This is a genomic window from Bradyrhizobium australafricanum, assembly GCF_020329495.1.
GTDB classification, from domain to species: domain Bacteria; phylum Pseudomonadota; class Alphaproteobacteria; order Rhizobiales; family Xanthobacteraceae; genus Bradyrhizobium; species Bradyrhizobium australafricanum.
The window spans coordinates 33,872-50,533 of record NZ_JAGKJL010000025.1; the positions used below are offsets into that span (position 1 = coordinate 33,872).

Annotated in this window: 15 protein-coding genes; 3 read left to right on the plus strand and 12 right to left on the minus strand. The window is 65.0% G+C overall.

What is annotated here, in order from left to right:
* Positions 1–150: 150 nt before the first annotated feature.
* From J6525_RS22495 to J6525_RS22530, 8 genes are all read right to left on the minus strand, one after another.
* Entirely contained in the window at positions 151–558 is a 408-nt protein-coding gene (locus J6525_RS22495; protein WP_225646325.1) for a c-type cytochrome, read from the minus strand.
* The gene (locus J6525_RS22500) at positions 558–2,150 is read right to left on the minus strand and encodes an NAD(P)/FAD-dependent oxidoreductase (protein ID WP_225646326.1); all 1,593 of its coding nucleotides are present in this window, start codon (positions 2,148–2,150) and stop codon (positions 558–560) included. The genes J6525_RS22495 and J6525_RS22500 overlap by 1 nt, the downstream gene beginning before the upstream one ends.
* Before the next feature lie 124 nt (positions 2,151–2,274).
* The gene (gene cnbZ, locus J6525_RS22505) at positions 2,275–3,027 is read right to left on the minus strand and encodes a 2-amino-5-chloromuconate deaminase CnbZ (RefSeq protein WP_225646327.1); all 753 of its coding nucleotides are present in this window, start codon (positions 3,025–3,027) and stop codon (positions 2,275–2,277) included.
* Between the two features lie 778 nt (positions 3,028–3,805).
* Entirely contained in the window at positions 3,806–4,231 is a 426-nt protein-coding gene (locus J6525_RS22510; protein ID WP_225646328.1) for a GFA family protein, read from the minus strand.
* A 247-nt stretch (positions 4,232–4,478) separates the two neighbouring features.
* Positions 4,479–5,696: an ABC transporter substrate-binding protein gene (locus J6525_RS22515; RefSeq protein ID WP_225646329.1), complete on the minus strand. Its 1,218-nt coding sequence runs from the start codon at positions 5,694–5,696 to the stop codon at positions 4,479–4,481.
* Positions 5,697–5,930: 234 nt separating this feature from the next.
* Positions 5,931–7,376 (minus strand): amidase family protein, encoded by a 1,446-nt coding sequence (locus J6525_RS22520; protein ID WP_225646330.1) that lies wholly within the window; start codon positions 7,374–7,376, stop codon positions 5,931–5,933.
* A gap of 23 nt (positions 7,377–7,399) precedes the next feature.
* Complete coding sequence (locus J6525_RS22525; RefSeq protein WP_225646331.1) at positions 7,400–8,818, minus strand: amidase family protein; 1,419 nt, start codon at positions 8,816–8,818, stop codon at positions 7,400–7,402.
* Between the two features lie 44 nt (positions 8,819–8,862).
* On the minus strand, positions 8,863–9,657 hold the full coding sequence (locus tag J6525_RS22530; RefSeq protein ID WP_225646332.1) for a FadR/GntR family transcriptional regulator: 795 nt from the start codon (positions 9,655–9,657) through the stop codon (positions 8,863–8,865).
* A gap of 170 nt (positions 9,658–9,827) precedes the next feature.
* On the opposite strand from J6525_RS22530, the gene J6525_RS22535 reads away from it, so the two are divergent.
* Positions 9,828–10,865, plus strand: coding sequence for a DUF4274 domain-containing protein (locus tag J6525_RS22535; RefSeq protein WP_225646333.1), 1,038 nt, complete (start codon positions 9,828–9,830; stop codon positions 10,863–10,865).
* 10 nt (positions 10,866–10,875) lie between these two features.
* On the opposite strand, the gene J6525_RS46985 is transcribed toward J6525_RS22535, so the two are convergent.
* The 4 genes from J6525_RS46985 to J6525_RS22550 all read right to left on the minus strand — a co-directional run bounded on the left by J6525_RS46985 (position 10,876) and on the right by J6525_RS22550 (position 14,254).
* Complete coding sequence (locus J6525_RS46985) at positions 10,876–10,998, minus strand: hypothetical protein (protein WP_256520758.1); 123 nt, start codon at positions 10,996–10,998, stop codon at positions 10,876–10,878.
* An 80-nt stretch (positions 10,999–11,078) separates the two neighbouring features.
* Entirely contained in the window at positions 11,079–11,588 is a 510-nt protein-coding gene (locus J6525_RS22540; RefSeq protein ID WP_225646334.1) for a hypothetical protein, read from the minus strand.
* A gap of 355 nt (positions 11,589–11,943) precedes the next feature.
* Positions 11,944–13,065, minus strand: a complete 1,122-nt coding sequence (locus J6525_RS22545) for an amino acid ABC transporter permease (RefSeq protein ID WP_225646335.1) — start codon at positions 13,063–13,065, stop codon at positions 11,944–11,946.
* A gap of 1 nt (position 13,066) precedes the next feature.
* Positions 13,067–14,254: an amino acid ABC transporter permease gene (locus J6525_RS22550; RefSeq protein WP_376708544.1), complete on the minus strand. Its 1,188-nt coding sequence runs from the start codon at positions 14,252–14,254 to the stop codon at positions 13,067–13,069.
* 155 nt (positions 14,255–14,409) lie between these two features.
* On the opposite strand from J6525_RS22550, the gene J6525_RS22555 reads away from it, so the two are divergent.
* Both J6525_RS22555 and J6525_RS22560 read left to right on the plus strand, forming a co-directional pair.
* Positions 14,410–15,285: a MurR/RpiR family transcriptional regulator gene (locus J6525_RS22555; protein WP_225646336.1), complete on the plus strand. Its 876-nt coding sequence runs from the start codon at positions 14,410–14,412 to the stop codon at positions 15,283–15,285.
* A gap of 5 nt (positions 15,286–15,290) precedes the next feature.
* Positions 15,291–16,646 carry an aspartate aminotransferase family protein gene (locus tag J6525_RS22560; RefSeq protein ID WP_225646337.1) on the plus strand — a complete coding sequence of 452 codons (1,356 nt, stop codon included), beginning with the start codon at positions 15,291–15,293 and terminating at the stop codon, positions 16,644–16,646.
* Positions 16,647–16,662 lie beyond the last annotated feature (16 nt).

The window sequence follows — 16,662 nt, forward strand, 5'->3', positions numbered from 1 at the left end:
GCTCGTGCGGCACACATCGTTCATTTCGTCATTCCGGGGCGCGCGCAGCGCGAACCCGGAATCTCGAAGTTGCGGAACTCCGAGTACATCACCTCTGGATTCCGGGTTCGCGGTCCTTGCCCACGCCCCGGAATGACGGAAACGGCGCCTCTAGCGGCGGGCGTCCTGGACATCCTTGGTCGTCACCGCGTCCTCATAGTTGTTGCTGAAGTGCGTCCGCAGATAATTCACAACGGCGGCGATCTGACCATCGGTCATCATGTCGCCGAACGCCGGCATGCCGCGGCGGCCATTGATGACAAGGAAGACCGGATAGCTGCCGGCCTCGAGATTTTTGTTGCCGGCCAGCGACGGGTAAGTGCCCGCCCCGCTGGCGCCCGTCGCATCCGGCATGTGGCAGCCCTGGCACACATTGGCGAACAGCTCCTCGCCGGTCATCTCGACGAAGCGGTAGCCCGAAGAGAAGGTGCGCTTGCCCGCGCCGCTGTCCTGCCCAAGGGCTGCCGTCGCCGACAGCAGCGCCAGGGCGGCGACGACGGATGTGGCGGTCCGCATCATCATGTCTTCACCACGCGTTCGTGCAGCCGGGACATGACGTCGAGCGCGGACAGGATGGCGCCCTCCTGCCAGGCCGGCAGCTGCGAGGCGTGCTCGCCCGCCAGCACGATACGGCCGTCGATCTGGCAGAGATTGCGGTAATGCTGCGCCCGGGTGGCCTCGGTCCATTCGCCCGCGCAACCCAGCGTGAACGGCACGCGATGCCAGGCCACCGCGACGCCGTTTTCGAATTCGTTTCTGTACTGCGGATGGATTGCGGCGCCGAACTCGACCGCGCTGGCGACCCGCTCGGCCGGCGTCATCGCGGTGAATTCGAACGAATTGGCACCGCCATACATGTAGGCGCCGAGCAGGATGCCGCGGCCGCCGCGGTTGAAGCCATAGTTCGGATAGGCGATCTGCCGGATCGGCAGGTCGGTGTAGCTGATGCCGCCATAGATCGCGTCATCCTCCTCCCAGAACCGCCGCTTGAACTGCAGGCCGATCTTCACCGAGGCGGCATAGGGCACGGAGTCGATCGCACTCTTCATCGGCGCGCTGACATCGACCGGCAACTGGCTCAGGATCGGCAACGGGATGGTGCAGATGCACCAGTCGGCGGTCGCCTGCTGCACCGTCGATGGACTGGCGGTGTCGACATAGCTCACGGTGACGCCGGAGCCGTTCTGCTGGATCTGCGTCACCTTGGCGCCATAGCGGATGAGATCGCCGACCTCGCGCGCGAACGCCTTGCCGATCATGTCCATGCCGCCGACCGGCTGGAACATGGTGGTCTGGAAATCGTAGCGCGCAAAGGTCTGCAGATAGCGCCACATCCGCGACCGCAGCAGCTCCTGCAGCGGGATCGGCTCGCTGGGCAGCGGATCGCCCATCAGGCCGCCGCCGGGATCGCGCGCATACCCGCGGAACTCGGCCGACACCAGGTTGGCATTGTACTTGTAGTCGCGATCCAGCGCGCCCCAGTCGCGCAGCGACTGCAGCAGGATCTCCTGATCTTCCTTGCCGACGGTCTCGTCGAGCCGGCCCTGCTGGGTGATCTTTGCGAGCAGCTCCGAAACCCCGCCCTGGAAATCCGCCTTGATGCTGCGAAAGCGCTGCGGCTTGCCGCCGAATGCACGCGTCGCGTGCAGATAGGCGTTGTGATTGAGCTGGATGAAGGGTTCCAGCGTCACATTGAGCCGGCGGCAGTAGTCGAGCAGCGCACGGTGATGATAGGGAATCCGCCACGGGCCGGGATTGAGATAGAGCCCTTGCTCGAATTGGCTGGTCTGCCTGAATCCGCCGAGCTCGACAAAACTGTCGCCGCCGCGGATCGACCAGTTGCGGCCGCCGGCGCGGCTGTTGAATTCGAGGATCTGGACCTTGTAGCCGGCCTTGCGCAGCTCCAGCCCCGCCGTCATCCCGGCAAGCCCCGCGCCGAGAACCAGCACCGAGGCGCCCTTCACGTCGCCCGCGAGCTTCAGCGGCCCCTTGTAGGCGGATTCGGACGCGAAGCCGAGGCTCGTCATCGCGTGATACATCGCCGAACTGCCGGCAATGGTGCCAATCAGCGCCAGCAGATCACGCCGCCTGATCACAGATTCGTTCTGCACCCGCGCTCACCCAGCCGCTGACGTCGATGGCGAAGGGAAACGGTTGACGCGATCCGTGTCAAGAAAGGGCGCACGCTTCCACATCCACCCACACGCGCTTTTGATGCATCACGCGACCGCCACGTCACACCACGCGCTCGCGATGCACGCGCCGGCAATCCATTTCGAAGTCGAGGCCAACCACCGGCGGCCGGTCGAAATGCCAGGTCAAGCCGTTGCGAAGCGCGCCGCGGCGGCCGAGCTCGCTTTCGAGCACCGGATAGGCGTCGTGCACGGTGTAGAGCTGCACCGCGGTGGTGTCCTGCCAACGGCCGCCGAACGCGCTCATCCGGCGTTCCATCTCGTCGGCCACGAATCTCGCCTTCGCCAGGATGCCGGCCGGGCTGGTGTCGCCGAGGGCTACGGTATGATCGCGGTAATTGGCCTTGCCCTCGACCGACTCGCCGCTGCCGGCGACGACAAAGCTGGCTGGTTCATCCTTGGCGGCCGGCACCGTGTAGCAGAAGGCGTGGAAGCTCGGCTCGCCGGGCGGATCGAGCTTCGGACAGACATTGCTGCGCGCCACCGGATTGACGCCGTCCCGCATCGCACCCCAGGCCACGAGCGTCTTGATGTAGATCTCGTTGAAGGCCCTGAACCCGTCCTCGGTGAACGGCGCCGGGGAACGCAGTTCGCAGGCGCCAAATGACGTCAGCGGACGACCCGCCGCTTTGATGATGTCGGCAATCCTTGCAAAACCCGCGCCCAACGGCACCGGTTCAGAGAACCTGACGCGCTCGATGGCAAAGCCGGGCAGCGCAGCGATGCCGCAGGAATACTGGCTGACGCCGGGCATGAAGCGGTAGCCGCCGTCGGAAGCCTCGATGGTGTTGGTCATGGTGCCTCGTGAACACGGTGATGGGGCCGTCGCGATGACGCCTCGCTTGATTTCACCACAGCTGTCGTCCCTGCGAAAGCACTAGGGCATTTACACATCTCTTCGAGGCTAGAAAACCGACTCATCATCAAGGGGTTAGCTACTAGGCGAGAGCCGAAATCGGCGGGCGCAACCCTAGTGCAGATGAGTAAGTTCTCTGCGGTTTTCGGCCAACTCTTTGAGAAGACTCCGGAAAGACTGCGGAGGATATGTATATACGCTAGTGCGGAAGCAGGGACCCATAACCACAGGGTTGCGTTGTTAAAGTGAACTGTGGCCCCACCGGCGCAAGCCAATCAGTAGCGGTGGCTATGGGTCCCTGCTTTCGCACTAGGGCATTTACACATCTCTTCGAGGCTAGAAAACCGACTCATCATCAAGGGGTTAGCTACTAGGCGAGAGCCGAAATCGGCGGGCGCAACCCTAGTGCAGATGAGTAAGTTCTCTGCGGTTTTCGGCCAACTCTTTGAGAAGACTCCGCAAAGACTGCGGAGGATATGTATATACGCTAGTGCGAAAGCAGAGACCCATACTCCGCGGCCGAGGTTGTTAAAGGGACTCGTCATTTCGGCGTCGTGAAACAATGACGATCGGTGGTTATGGGTCCCTGCTCCCGTGCGCAATTGCGCACTAGGCAGGGACGACACTGAACTTGTTGCACGACCACCGGTGGAAGGGCTCCCTTCCCTCTCACCGTCGTCCCGCGACGAGCCGGGCGGTCGTCGGCCGACAGCGATCGTCAGTCGGCCGGGATGAAGTGGAGTGTGCCTGCCCGGCGCGTCGGCTTGCCGGTGTCGTTCGTATGATTGACGCCGTCCATCACAGGCACCTCGGGGAAGTCGAACGGGCTTACACCATCCAGGCAGGCCACGTTGACGGCATACAGGTTCTGGTTCGATCGCCGTTGATGATGGGTGTAGATCCCGCAGCGCGAACAGAAGAAGTGCTGCACCGATCCGGTATGGAAGCGGTAGCTTGTTAGCGCATCCTCGCCGTGCAGGATCTTGATCCCGCCCATTTCGGCCATGGCAACGACGGCGCCCCGCATCCGGCAGTAAGAGCAGGTGCAGCGGCGGATCGAATTGAAGCCGTCGCTGAGCGTCACCTCGAAACGCACCGCGCCGCAATGGCACTGGCCAGCCCGAACACCCGTGTCGCCCGTCATGTTGCTGCGTCTCCTTCTGCGCCCGGTCCTGCCGGGCGGACGAGAAACGTTCTCAGCGACGTCAACGCACAGCAAGCCCGCAGTTCGCTCGGAACCGCGCAGCGACCTGCGCGACGATCATGATCTGCCGACTGAGACTGATCTCAATACGAACGTATCTTCAGGATCGGCGCCGGACAATCGATCAAAACTCGCGCATGATGCCAGAAAAACTCACGCGAAGGCTCGATGCAAATTTCTGGCGAGGCTAGTGCGATTTGGCGACGTAAGGGCAGCCGCCTTCATCGAGCGGACGGAAGGCCTGGTCGCCCGGCACCGTCGCGAGATACTCGTAGAGGTCCCATTTGCTCTTGGACTCTTCCGGCTTCTTGATGCGCATCAGGTACATGTCGTGCACCATCCGGCCGTCCTCGCGCACGACGCCGTTCTGGGCAAAGAAATCATTGACCGGGGTCTTGCGCATCTGCGCGATCACGATCTCCGAATCGACCGAGTTGGTGGCGGCGACCGCCTTGAAGTAGTGCCTGAGCGCCGAGTTGACGCCGGCCTGATAGGCGGTCGGCATCGCGCCGTGCCGCTTGAAGAACTCCTGGGCGAAGACGCGCGTCTCCGGCGTGCGATCCCAATAGAAGGAATCGGTGAACAGCAGATCGTGCGCATGCGCGAGGCCAAGGGCCGGCACGTCGGTGAGCGTCACCTGCAGCGCGACGACCTGCATGCTGGCGCGGATGTTGAATTCGTCGGCCTGAGAGACCGCGTTGCGGAAGTCGGAACCGGCATTGGCAAGCGCCAGGATCTTGGCGCCGGAGGACTGGGCCTGCAGCAGGAAGGACGAGAAATCGGCGGTGTCGAAGGGATGGCGGACCGCGCCCAGCACCTTGCCGCCGGCCGATGTCACGGCCTTGCTGGCATCGCGCTCCAGCGCCTGGCCGAACGCATAATCCGCCGTCAGGAAGAACCAGGGCGTGCCGCCGCGCGCAACCACGGCCTTCGCCGTCGCGTTCGAGGAGGCATAGGTGTCATAAGTCCACTGCACGCTCGTCGGCGAGCATTGCTTGCCGGTGAGATCGGACGAGCCCGAGCCCGAGATCAGAAACAGCTTTTTGCGTTCGCGCGTCACGGTCTGGATCGCGAGCGCCACCGCGGAATTGACGCCTTCGGCGATCACGTCGACACCCTTGTTGTCGATCCAGTTGCGCACGATGCCGGTCGCCACATCAGGCTTGTTCTGGTGATCCGCCGAAATGATCTCGATCTTGCGTCCGGCGACCGTGCCACCGATTTCCTCCGCGGCCATCTGCGCCGCGATCACCGATCCCGGGCCATTGCCGTCGGAATATTGCCCGCTCATGTCGGTGATGATGCCGACCCGCAGCACGCCATCCTCCGCTCGGGCAGCGCCGGCCGCAAATGAGAGACACACGGCAATTGCGACCAGGACATGCGAGCGTTTCGTGATGGACATTTCGTTCCCAGGGGTTTCGACGTTTCGGACGATCTCCTGAAGCAATCAGGGATCGCCGACAACCCCGTCGCCGGCATGGCGCTCTGCGATTCCGCTCAGAAATTCCGGGAGAAGGAACACAGCTCGACTGCCAGCACGCTCGCGTTTCCGATCGTACGAACGCCGCGACGAAATTTCGCCGCGGCGTGCGCTGAATCATGCGAATGGATAATGCGTGGTGGCGTCGGGATCGCCTCAGCGCTGCTGCCACAATTGCCGTGCCAGAACGCCGGCCTTGCGTTCGATCGCCTCGGCGGCGTCGAGACACATGTCCTCGCGATAGCGCGAGCCGACGATCTGGACGCCGACCGGCAATCCCTCATCGAGACCCACCGGCACCACGGCCGCCGGCAGCCCCAGAACGTTCATCGACGAAATGAAGCGCAGGTCGTTCCAGAACAAATCCTTGACGCGCTGATCGCCGCCGAGATCAGCGTTGACCTCCGGCGTCTTGCGCACGGTGGTCGGCATCAGCACCAGCGGATACTGCTCGAGGAACGTCATCCAGTTCCGGATATGGCGCGAGCGCTCGGCGATCGCCTTCATGTAGCCGGCCTGGTCGAGCGGGTTGGCCAGCGCCATGAAGCCGCGGAACGTCTTCTGGAAGTCGGCGCTGGTGGTCGCCAGCATCTGGTCCTGCTGCAACACGCGAACCTCGGTCATGATCAGGTCGCACCAGAGCTGCCAGACCTTGTTGAGGTCGGGGACCTCGACCTCGCTGACCGCATAGCCGGCATCGGCGAGATGATCCGCCGCCTTGCGCTGGAGCGCAATCACGCTGCGATCGGTCGCCATGTCCTCGGGGATCTTTGCGAGCGCGACCTTGATCGTCCCAGCCGGCTTCGGCCCCGTCAGCGGCGCCGGCACGTACCAGGGATCGCGTGGGTCGCGCTTCGCCATCACCTCGAGGCCGAGGCGCACGTCGGCGACGTGGCGCGCCAGCGGCCCTTGCGACGACATGAACTGCGCCATCAGCGGCCGCTCCGCGGTCGCGCTCGGATTGAACGCCGGGATGCGGCCCTGGGTCGGCTTGATGGTGGCGATTCCGTTGCAATGCGCCGGCCAGCGCAGCGAGCCGCCGATGTCGTTGCCATGCGCGATGGTGCCGATGCCGGCCGCGATCGACGCGCCGGCGCCGCCCGACGATCCGCCGCAGGTCACGTCGGCATTCCAGGGATTGCGCGTCAGGCCATGCAGCGGGTTGTCGGTGAAGCCGCGCAGCGAGAACTCCGGCGTGTTGGTGAGGCCGATGATGACGGCGCCGGCCTTCCTGAGATTGGCCGTCACCGGCGAGTCGCCCGGCGCGATGTTGTCCTTGAATGCCACCACGCCGTTCGAATTGGCCTGGCCCTCGACGTCGATGTTGATCTTGATCGTGACCGGCACGCCGTGCAGCGGCCCGACGGCGCCGCCTCCGCGCTTGCTCGCGGCCAGCGCCTCGTCCGCGGCCTTCGCCGCCTGCATCGCAGACGCGCCGAGATCGACCACGACGGCGTTGAGCGCCGGATTGGCGTCCTGCATGCGGTCGAGATGGGCGCGAACCACCTCCTCCGACGTCACTTGGTTGTTTCGGATCGCCGCGGCCGTGTCGACGGCGGACCAGTGCCAGATCGGTGCATTCGTCACGTGATGTTCTCCCATGATGGTCAGTGCTTGTTGTTGGTTCAGTCTCGCGGGTCGATCGGCGTCAGCTTTGATGCACGCGCCTCGATCAGCTCGGCCACTGCGAGACAGACATCTTCCCGGAAGCGGCCGGCGATCACCTGCACGCCGACCGGCACGCCCTCGGCGGTCCCGGTCGGTACGACGACCGACGGAAAGCCGAGCGCGGGCACCGCGAGCAGCGGCCGCTGCGCGTCGAGCAGCGCGCGGACCACCGCCGCGTCTTCCTGATCCTGATCGAAACGGAACGGCAGTTGCGCCGAGACCGGCAGGATGATGACGGGATAGCGCTCCTGGAACAGCTGCCAGGCCCGCACGATCGCCAGCCGCTGCTCGAAGCAGGCGAGCACCTGATCGCCGTCGAGCTCGGGCGCGTAGGCGATATGGCACTCGAGATTGTAGCGGCTCCGATCGTCGCCGAACTTGCGGATCATCGGCGCCAGCACGCGCCGCTCCTCATTGATGACGAGGCGATGCCAGAGATCGGCGGCCTCCGCGAGCCGCGGCGGCACGGTCTCCTCCACGGCAAAGCCGGCCTCCGCGAGCCAGTGCCCGGCGGCGCGCACCGCCGCGCTCACCTCCGGCGCCTCGTCGCCGAACGGCGCGGGCGCGATCGCGACGCCGATCGGACGCTTGAGCGGCGCACCTTGCAGGGGCACCGGCAGCCATGTGCCGTCGCGCGCGTCCGCCTGGGCCATCGCGGCGAGGCCGAGCCCGAGATCGGCGACCGAGCGGGCGAGCGGCCCCTGCACCGACATCATCTGCGCGGTGATCGGACGGTCGCCGGTTGCCGACGGATTGAACGCGGGGATCCGCCCCGGCGTCGGACGCAGGCCGGCGACGCCGCAGGCGTAAGCCGGATAGCGGATCGAGCCGCCGAAATCATTGCCGTGCGCGATCGCGCCCATCCCGGAGGCAACCGCCGACGCCGCGCCGCCGCTGGAGCCGCCCGGCGTCAGCCGACGGCTCCACGGATTGTAGGTCGCGCCGTACAGATCGTTGTTGGTGAACCAGCGGTGCGAAAAGGCCGGCGTGTTGGTGCGCCCGACAATGACCGCGCCCGCCTTGCGAAGATTCGCGACCACCGGGCTGTCCTCGGTGGCGATCACGTCGCGGAAGGCCACGACGCCATTGGTGGTGGCGCAGCCGCGCTGGTCGACATTGACCTTGATGGTGACCGGAACGCCATGCAGCACGCCAAGCTCCGCGCCTGACTTCACCGCGGCGTCCGCCGCATCCGCGGCGGCCAGCGCTTCATCGGCGAGGACAGCGACAATGGCGTTCAATGCCGGATTGACCTCGGCGATGCGATCGAGGCTGGATCGCACGGCTTCCCGGCTGGAAATCGCGCGCGTCGCGATCGCACGCGCCAGATCGACGGCCGACCAGCTCCACAACTCATTCTCGCGCCGCGTGTCCATTGTCGTTTTCTCCAGGGCGTGATGCAGCAGTTGGCCGATGCGTTTCAATCGAGCCGCAACGGCTGATGAAAGACGGGCAGATCGATGCGCCGATCTTCCGCGGGAACGACCACCGCTTCGGCGCTCAGCACATGATCGAGCATCACGCGCCGGGCGCGCGCGGCATTGCCGGAGCGGAACGCGGCCAGCAGACGCTTGTGAAACTCGATATTCTCGCAGGTGAAGCTGGATGCGAATTCCTGTACGCCGAGCTTGCCGATCAGATGCCTGATGGCTTCGTTGACGAACCGGCACATCAGGCCGAGCAGCGGGTTGGGACAGGCCTCGATCAGGATGTCGTGGAAATCGATCTCGGCGTGGCGATGATGTTCCCAATCGGCATCGCCGTGGGGATGATGCTCCTGGACCGCGATCGCCTTTTCCAGTGCAGCGAAATGCTCCGCCGTGAGGTGGCCGACCACGCTGAAGGCGAGCTCCGGCTCGATCAGCCGGCGGATCTGGTAGATTTGCGCGGTAGAGACCGACTGGAAGTAGAAGTAGTTGCTGAGCAGGCCGACGATCCGGTTGATCGACACCGGCGCCACCCGCGCGCCGCCGCCGGGTCCGGTGGTGTTCTGCACCAGCCCCTGCACCTCCAGGGACTTGAGCGCCTCGCGGATGGTCGAGCGGCTGCAGCCGAACATCTCGATCAGCTCGCCCTCCTGCGGCAGCCGATCATTTGGCTGCAAGCCGGCCTGGAAGATGTGGCTGCGGATCAGGTCCGCGACCGCGTCCGAGCGCTTGCGCTTGATCGAGGCGCGGCGCGAAGGGTCGAGGGACGGGAGAGCCGATTTATCCATTTTATGATCATAAATAGGTCCGGCACGGTATGGCAAGACGTTTCCGCCGGCCGCCCGGGCTACATCGGTCAATACTCCCGTTCCAGGAAACGCAGAAATCGACGCTGCGGACTCAGGATCGATCAACATCTGGTGCCTAGAATGCCACGGCAAATTCCAATGAGGCCGGCATGACAGGCGACGAAGTTCGAGATCAGGCTCAATCCGGTGGCGGCGTGGGACTGTCCGACGAAAACCTTGCGCTCCACCGAAGCGCCATCCAGAGCCGCATTACGTTTCAAGGCCTTGCGACCCGGCCATTCGAGGGGCTGTCGTGGGACTACTTCCTCGCGGATGTCGAGCTGGAAGCGCGCGCTGCGCGCATCTGGATGCGCGACACGACCATCGGGTCGTACTGCGACACCATACAGTTGCTGCCTGCGGCCGCGATCGTCCGCCTGGATGCAGCGCTTTCCGTCTACTTCCTGCCTCCCGAGCCCGAGAGCGAGGCTCACGTCGATTACCTCTTGCGACCGCTGGACGCCGCGACGGCAAAGCGGATGCGGCAGCGCCGGCATGCCGTTCACGCCATGCAGGCCGTGGCGCAACAGCAGGAAGAGGCCAGAAAAAAAGCGGCTGCGCCGGACGAAGAACTCAAGTCGCAATATTGGCCGTGTCCGCATGCGGCGCTGAGTACCGAGCCCGACGACTTCCTGCTCTGGATCAAGGATCAGACGCCCGACACCTGGCACGTCATCGTCGACAGCTGGGATCACAACAGCGACGATCGGGATAGCGTGATCGAATGGATCTTCGAGCAGCCGAACTGCGACCTCGGCACGGCCGCGCAATACTTTTTCATCGCGGCATTGGGGCTCGCCAACGAGGAGCCGGCGCAACTCAGTTCCGGCTATCGGCGCAAATGGCATCTCATGAAGCGCGTGGCCGACAACTGGCAACGCGGACATTATCTGCGCAATGAATTGCAGCCCTCAATTCAGCCGTCCGACGTCCAATACTACGACGAGTTCGTGGCGCGCCGGGAGGCCAGCGGTCGTCCGCTGCCGTGGACAGTGCCCGGACCGAAACTGCGCCGGTTTGGCGGACGGCAGGCGAATTCAGCGTATTTCTACGAGGACTGCCATTTGAGGCTGGGCTTTACGGCTTGGAAACAGCAGCGCGAGCAACTCGGGTGCGGCAGGGACTTTCCGCGCTGTTGCCAAGAATGATCACGCCTCCTCAATTCGACAGGCGCTGCGCCTCGAGGCCGCGGCTGTAGCGCGACATCGCAAAGCAGAACACGAAGTAGATCACGCCGACGAACAGCGTACCCCCCGGTCGCTTGGCATCGCCCCGAGGCAAAGCGCCTACGCGGTCAAGGGCGACCGGACGCTGGACGATGGTGATGACGAGGAGCCCGCGGAACCGAGGCGGCGTCTCGCTTAAAGCGGACTATGGTTCACGGTGTGGCGCATCTGGCGACAAAAGCCCTCCACGAACTGCGCGAGCGCCTCGAAATTGACCAGCAGCCTTTCGGCCTGCTCCCGGTCAACCGATCCAGGGGCAAACGATTCCGCCAGACGCCGCTGGCGATCTGCGCGATCCCGGCACGCTGCGGCCCTGCTTTCGGCAAACTCCAGTTGCTCGTGTCGGCGGCCGAGCTTGTCTTCTTCCTCAAGCAGCCGCTTGTTGAGCATCGATCTCGTGTTGGTTGGAACGTCCGGGCGCTTCAGCAGATCCAGATAGTGGTCGATGTTTGCGCGCGCGGTATACTCGTTCACGTATGTGCCTCCCGCCAGTCGCAGTCTCGGTCGGCGAGGCTTGGCTTCAACATTCAGGAGTTGCTCGATCTCCGCCAGGAGTTGGCGAAGCTCATCGGTCGAAAACCCTTGCAGGGCATCGTGGACCTGGTTTCGGGTACTCTCGGGATAGGAGGCGTTGTCTTCGGCCATTGGCGTACGGCAAAAATCAAAGTAACGCCCTGTCAGGGCCGAACCAAATCAACAAATCAACGGCAGCATTTGCGTTCAGTCCAGATCGAACGATGCCCGCGCGAACAATGATTTCTGTCATCGCGCGCGCTCGCGAATCCAATCGCGCTCAAGATAAGTTACGGGCGGAACATCGCCTAGTGCACTCTGTGCCAGCCGCGCCTTTGCGCCAACCATCGGCCAAGTCTTGGTTGCCGCATCGTTAAGGCCAGAACAGGCCGCTCCAGAAATCAAAGCACACGGCTGCGGATGCGAACATGCCGGCACCGAAGGATGCAGCATGTGAGGGAGGCAAGCGACGGAGAATCCGGATCGCTCAGCCGTGCGCGCGCTGCGCCTCGAGGCCGCGGCTGTAGCGCGACATCGCAAAGCAGAACACGAAGTAGATCACGCCGACGAACACATAGACCTCGACGCTGAAGGCCTGCCAGGCCGGATCGACGATCGCGGTCTTGGCGGTGGTCAGGAGATCGAAGATGCCGATGATCAGGACAAGGCTGGTGTCCTTGAAGAAGGCGATGAAGGTGTTGACCAGCGGCGGGATGACGTGGCGGATCGCCTGCGGCAGCACGATCAGCGCGTTCTTCTCCCAGTAGGACAGCCCGAGCGCGTCGGCGGCCTCATATTGTCCGCGCGGCACCGCCTGCAGACCGCCGCGCACCACTTCCGCAAGGTAGGCACCGGCATAGAGGATGAAGGCGATCTGCGCGCGCAGCAATTTGTCGATGTTGACGCCGTCCGGCATGAACAGCGGGAACATGACGCTCGCCATGAACAACAGGCTGATCAGCGGCACGCCGCGGATCAGCTCGACATAGAGCACGCAGAGCGAGCGGATCGCCGGCAGCTTCGAGCGGCGGCCGAGCGCGACCAGGATTCCGAGCGGGAAGCCGAACGCCAATCCGAACGTCGCCAGGATCAGCGTCACCGGCAGCCCGCCCCAGCGGTCCTGCGTGACAAAGGACATGCCGAGAAAGCCGCCCCACATCAGGCAGCCGATCGCGATCAAGGAAGCGGCCCACAGCAGGAACAGCTCCTTGCGCCAGAAGCTGCGGCGGCTCGAGACCACGAACAGCGCGATGAAGATCACGACCGCGAGCGCCGGCCGCCACTGCTCGCTGAACGGATAGGTGCCGAACAGGATGAAGCGGTACTTCTCGGGGATCACCGCCCAGCAGGCGCCGACGCCGCGCAGCGCGCGGCAGGCATTGGTGTCGTTGCCTGTGACGATCCAGACCGCGTTGGCGATGCCCCATTGCCACAGGCCGATGCAAGCCTTGCCGAGAACGAACAGCAGCAGCAGCGTCATGATGCTCGACGTCACGGACGCGAACAGGTTGGCGCGCAGCCAGGCCACGATCTGGCCGCCGAGCGTGCGCTGCGTGCGGCGCCGGCCGATCGGCAGCGGATCCTGCGGGAGATGTGCGACCGAGCTCATGTCAGCGCTCCACCAGCGCGATCCGCGCGTTGTACCAGTTCATGAACAGGCTGATGCCGAGGCTGATGGTGAGGAACACCATCATGATCAGCGCGATCGACTCGATCGCCTGCCCGGTCTGGTTCAGCGTGGTGTTGGCGATCGAGACGATGTCCTGGTAGCCGACCGCGACCGCGAGCGACGAATTCTTGGTCAGGTTCAGATACTGGCTGGTCATCGGCGGGATGATGACGCGCAGCGCCTGCGGCAGCACGATGTGCTGCAGGACGAAGCTGCGCTTCAGCCCGAGCGCCTTGGCCGCGTCCGACTGGCCGCGCGGCACCGCCTGGATGCCGCTGCGCACGATCTCGGCGATGAACGCCGAAGTATACGTGACCAGCGCGATCAGCAGCGCGAAATATTCCGGCGCCAGGGTCAGCCCTCCGACGAAGTTGAAGCCGCGCAGCTCGGGCAGCATGACGCTCCAGCTTGCGCCCAGAAGCCACGACACCAGCGCCGGCAGCGCGATGATGAGGCCGAGCGCGTAGGGCCAGACCGGCCGCGCCTTGCCATCGAGCATCTGCTGCGCGATCAGGCGGCGCCTGACGATGATGAAGACGATCACGCCGGCGACCAGCGCAACGAGCGTCCAGCCATTGGCCTCATGCAGCGGCACCGACGGCAGCACCAGGCCGCGGTTGGACAGATAGACCCCGTCGACCGGCCTCCACGCCTGGCGCGCCGCCGGCAGGCCCTGCATCAGCACGTACCAGAACAGGAGTTGCAGCAGCAGCGGCAGGTCGCGCAGCACCTCGACATAGACGGCGGCGAGCCGCGCCAGCAGCCAGTTCGACGACAGCCGCGCGATGCCGACCAGCGTGCCGATCACGGTCGCCAGCACGATGCCGATGACCGCGACGCGCAGCGTGTTGACGACGCCGACGATGAACGCGCGCAGATAGGTGTTCTTCGGCGTGTAGTCGATCCAGCTGTCGGCGATCGGCATGCCGGCTTCACGGCCGAGGAAGGCAAAGCCGGTCGAGATGCGCCGCACCGAGAGGTTATGGACCGCGTTGGACCACAGCCAGGCGACGACGGCGACCGCGATGGCGACCACCAGGATCTGCCAGAACAGGCCCGCGACGCGGGGATCGCTGAGCGAAAGCCGCCAGGGCCGGGCGGGAGGGCGTTTCGGCGTCGATGTCGTCACAGCACAAGGACCCCAGTGAGAAGCGATCTTCTGCCATGCGCAAGAGCGTTTTCGAGCGAAGTGGATACCCGGTTCGCGTGAGGAAGACGCGTCAACCTCAAACCCTGCGCACTTCATATGTTGCACCAAATTAAGATTCATGCAACATATGTTTCATGGCCCAGGCTCAGCCGAAACCATCGCCCCTCAACGAATTGTGCAGCGCACTACCGTCGCTGCCGATGCGCTTGCAGGAGGTCGGCCGGTTCGTCGCCGCCAATGATTACGACGCCACCACCCGCTCGATGCGCGAGCTCGCCTCCGTCGCCGGCGCCGATCCAGCCTCATTCACCCGTCTTGCCAAGGCGCTCGGCTATTCCGGCTGGGACGAATTGCGCGCCGCGCTCACCGAGGCGCGCCGGCCGGCGCAGGGCTCGCCGTTCTCCGGCCGCGCCAGGAGCCGCCGCGCCGGGCCGAATGCCGATGTCAAACTGGTGCACGACAAATTGGAAGCCGAGGCCGCGGGCCTTGCGCGGATTTCAGCGAGCGCGATCGCGGAAGCCGCGCGTGCGCTGCACTCCGCGGACAGGATCTGGATATCAGGGTTTCGCAGCTGCCGCAGCGTCGCGGAGCTGCTGACCTATCAGCTTCGCCTGTTCCGCCCCGATGCCGTGCAATTGGTCGGCGGCTCCGGCCCGTTCGATCTCGACCACGGCGCCTTCCGCTCGGGCGACGCCGTGGTCGTGATCGGCTTTGCGCCCTACACCCTGGTCAGCGTCGAAACGGCGCGCGCGGCGCATCAGGCGCGCGCCGCGCTGATCGCGATCGCCGACACTATCACAGCTCCGATGGCCGAAGGTGCCGATCATCTGCTGCTGTTCGAGGCCGCCTCCTCGCCCGGCTTCTTCCCGAGCCTGACCGGCGCGATCGCAGTCGCCCAGTCGCTGGCGGCCGTCGCTTTCACGCTGGGCGGCGCGAACGCAAAGCGCAAGCTGGAGGAGACCGAGGGCCGGCTTGCCGAGATGTCGCAATATTTCGTCGAGAAAGGATGAGTGTCATGGCAGCCAACAAGAGCCGCGTGATGCATCGCAGCCTGCGCGAGACCCCGCCGACAGCGGTCGGCGGCGACGGCGTCTGGCTGATCGCGGAGGATGGCCACCGGATTCTGGATTCCTCCGGCGGCGCCGCGGTGTCGTGCCTCGGCCATCAGCATCCGCGGATCCTGGCCGCGATCGTCAAGCAGGCCTCGAAGATCGCCTATGCCCATACCGGCTTCTTCTCCTCCGAGCCCGCGGAAGAGCTCGCCGAGCGGCTGGTCGGCCACGAGCCCGGCGGCCTCGGCTATGTCTATTTCGTCAGCGGCGGGTCGGAGGCGATCGAGGCCTCGATCAAGCTGGCGCGGCAATATTTCATCGAGCGCGGCGAGCCGAAGCGCGCGCGCTTCATCGCGCGCCGCCAGAGCTATCACGGCAACACGCTCGGCGCGCTGTCGGCCGGTGGCAATGCCTGGCGCCGCGAGCCCTACGCGCCGCTGCTGTCGCCCTCGTTCAGCCATGTCACGCCGGCCTTCGCCTATCACGAGAAGCGCGACGATGAATCGGAGGCGGCGTTCGTGGCACGCCTTGCCGCCGAACTCGAAGCCGAATTCCAGCGGCTCGGCCCCGATACGGTCGCGGCGTTCATCGCCGAGCCCGTGGTCGGCGCCACCGCCGGCTGCGTGCCGGCGCCGGAGGGTTACTTCAAGGCGGTGCGCGAGATCTGCAACCGCCACGGCGCGCTGTTGATCCTCGACGAGGTGATGTGCGGCATGGGCCGCACCGGCACGCTGCACGCCTGGGAGCAGGAAGGCATCTCGCCCGACATCCAGGCGATCGCCAAGGGGCTCGGCGGCGGCTATCAGCCGATCGGCGCGATGCTTGCCAGCGGCACGATCGTCGACACGGTGCGCAACGGCTCCGGCGCGTTCCAGCACGGCCACACCTATCTGGCGCATCCGCTGGCCTGCGCCGCCGCGCTCGAGGTGCAGAAGGTGATCGCTGAGGAGAAGCTGCTCGACCAGGTCAAGGAGCGCGGCCGCCAGCTCGAGCAGCGGCTCACCGAACGGTTCGGCAATCATCGCCATGTCGGCGACATCAGGGGCCGCGGCCTGTTCTGGGGGCTCGAGCTGGTCGCCGACCGTGCCACGCGGCAGCCGTTCGATCCCAAGCTGAAGCTGCATCAGCGGATCAAGTCCGCGGCCTTCGCCGCCGGGCTCGGCTGCTATCCGTCGGGCGGCACCGCCGACGGCCAGCGCGGCGATCACGTGCTGCTCGCCCCGCCCTATATCGCGACTTCGGGCGACATCGACATGATCGTCGAAAGACTCGGCGCTGCGGTCGACAGCGCGTTGAAGGATATTGGTCACGGAGCATGATCCGGAAAAGTGGGCA

Bases quoted from the DNA above. Each gene is read 5' to 3' on its own strand.
- J6525_RS22535 (WP_225646333.1), top strand. From the start codon at position 9,828: ATGACAGGCGACGAAGTTCGAGATCAGGCTCAATCCGGTGGCGGCGTG.
- J6525_RS22555 (WP_225646336.1), top strand. From the start codon at position 14,410: ATGGCCCAGGCTCAGCCGAAACCATCGCCCCTCAACGAATTGTGCAGC.
- J6525_RS22540 (WP_225646334.1), bottom strand. From the start codon at position 11,588: ATGGCCGAAGACAACGCCTCCTATCCCGAGAGTACCCGAAACCAGGTC.
- J6525_RS22515 (WP_225646329.1), bottom strand. From the start codon at position 5,696: ATGTCCATCACGAAACGCTCGCATGTCCTGGTCGCAATTGCCGTGTGT.
- cnbZ (WP_225646327.1), bottom strand. From the start codon at position 3,027: ATGACCAACACCATCGAGGCTTCCGACGGCGGCTACCGCTTCATGCCC.
- J6525_RS22560 (WP_225646337.1), top strand. From the start codon at position 15,291: ATGGCAGCCAACAAGAGCCGCGTGATGCATCGCAGCCTGCGCGAGACC.
- J6525_RS22545 (WP_225646335.1), bottom strand. From the start codon at position 13,065: ATGAGCTCGGTCGCACATCTCCCGCAGGATCCGCTGCCGATCGGCCGG.
- J6525_RS22510 (WP_225646328.1), bottom strand. From the start codon at position 4,231: ATGACGGGCGACACGGGTGTTCGGGCTGGCCAGTGCCATTGCGGCGCG.
- J6525_RS22525 (WP_225646331.1), bottom strand. From the start codon at position 8,818: ATGGACACGCGGCGCGAGAATGAGTTGTGGAGCTGGTCGGCCGTCGAT.
- J6525_RS22530 (WP_225646332.1), bottom strand. From the start codon at position 9,657: ATGGATAAATCGGCTCTCCCGTCCCTCGACCCTTCGCGCCGCGCCTCG.
- J6525_RS22520 (WP_225646330.1), bottom strand. From the start codon at position 7,376: ATGGGAGAACATCACGTGACGAATGCACCGATCTGGCACTGGTCCGCC.
- J6525_RS22495 (WP_225646325.1), bottom strand. From the start codon at position 558: ATGATGCGGACCGCCACATCCGTCGTCGCCGCCCTGGCGCTGCTGTCG.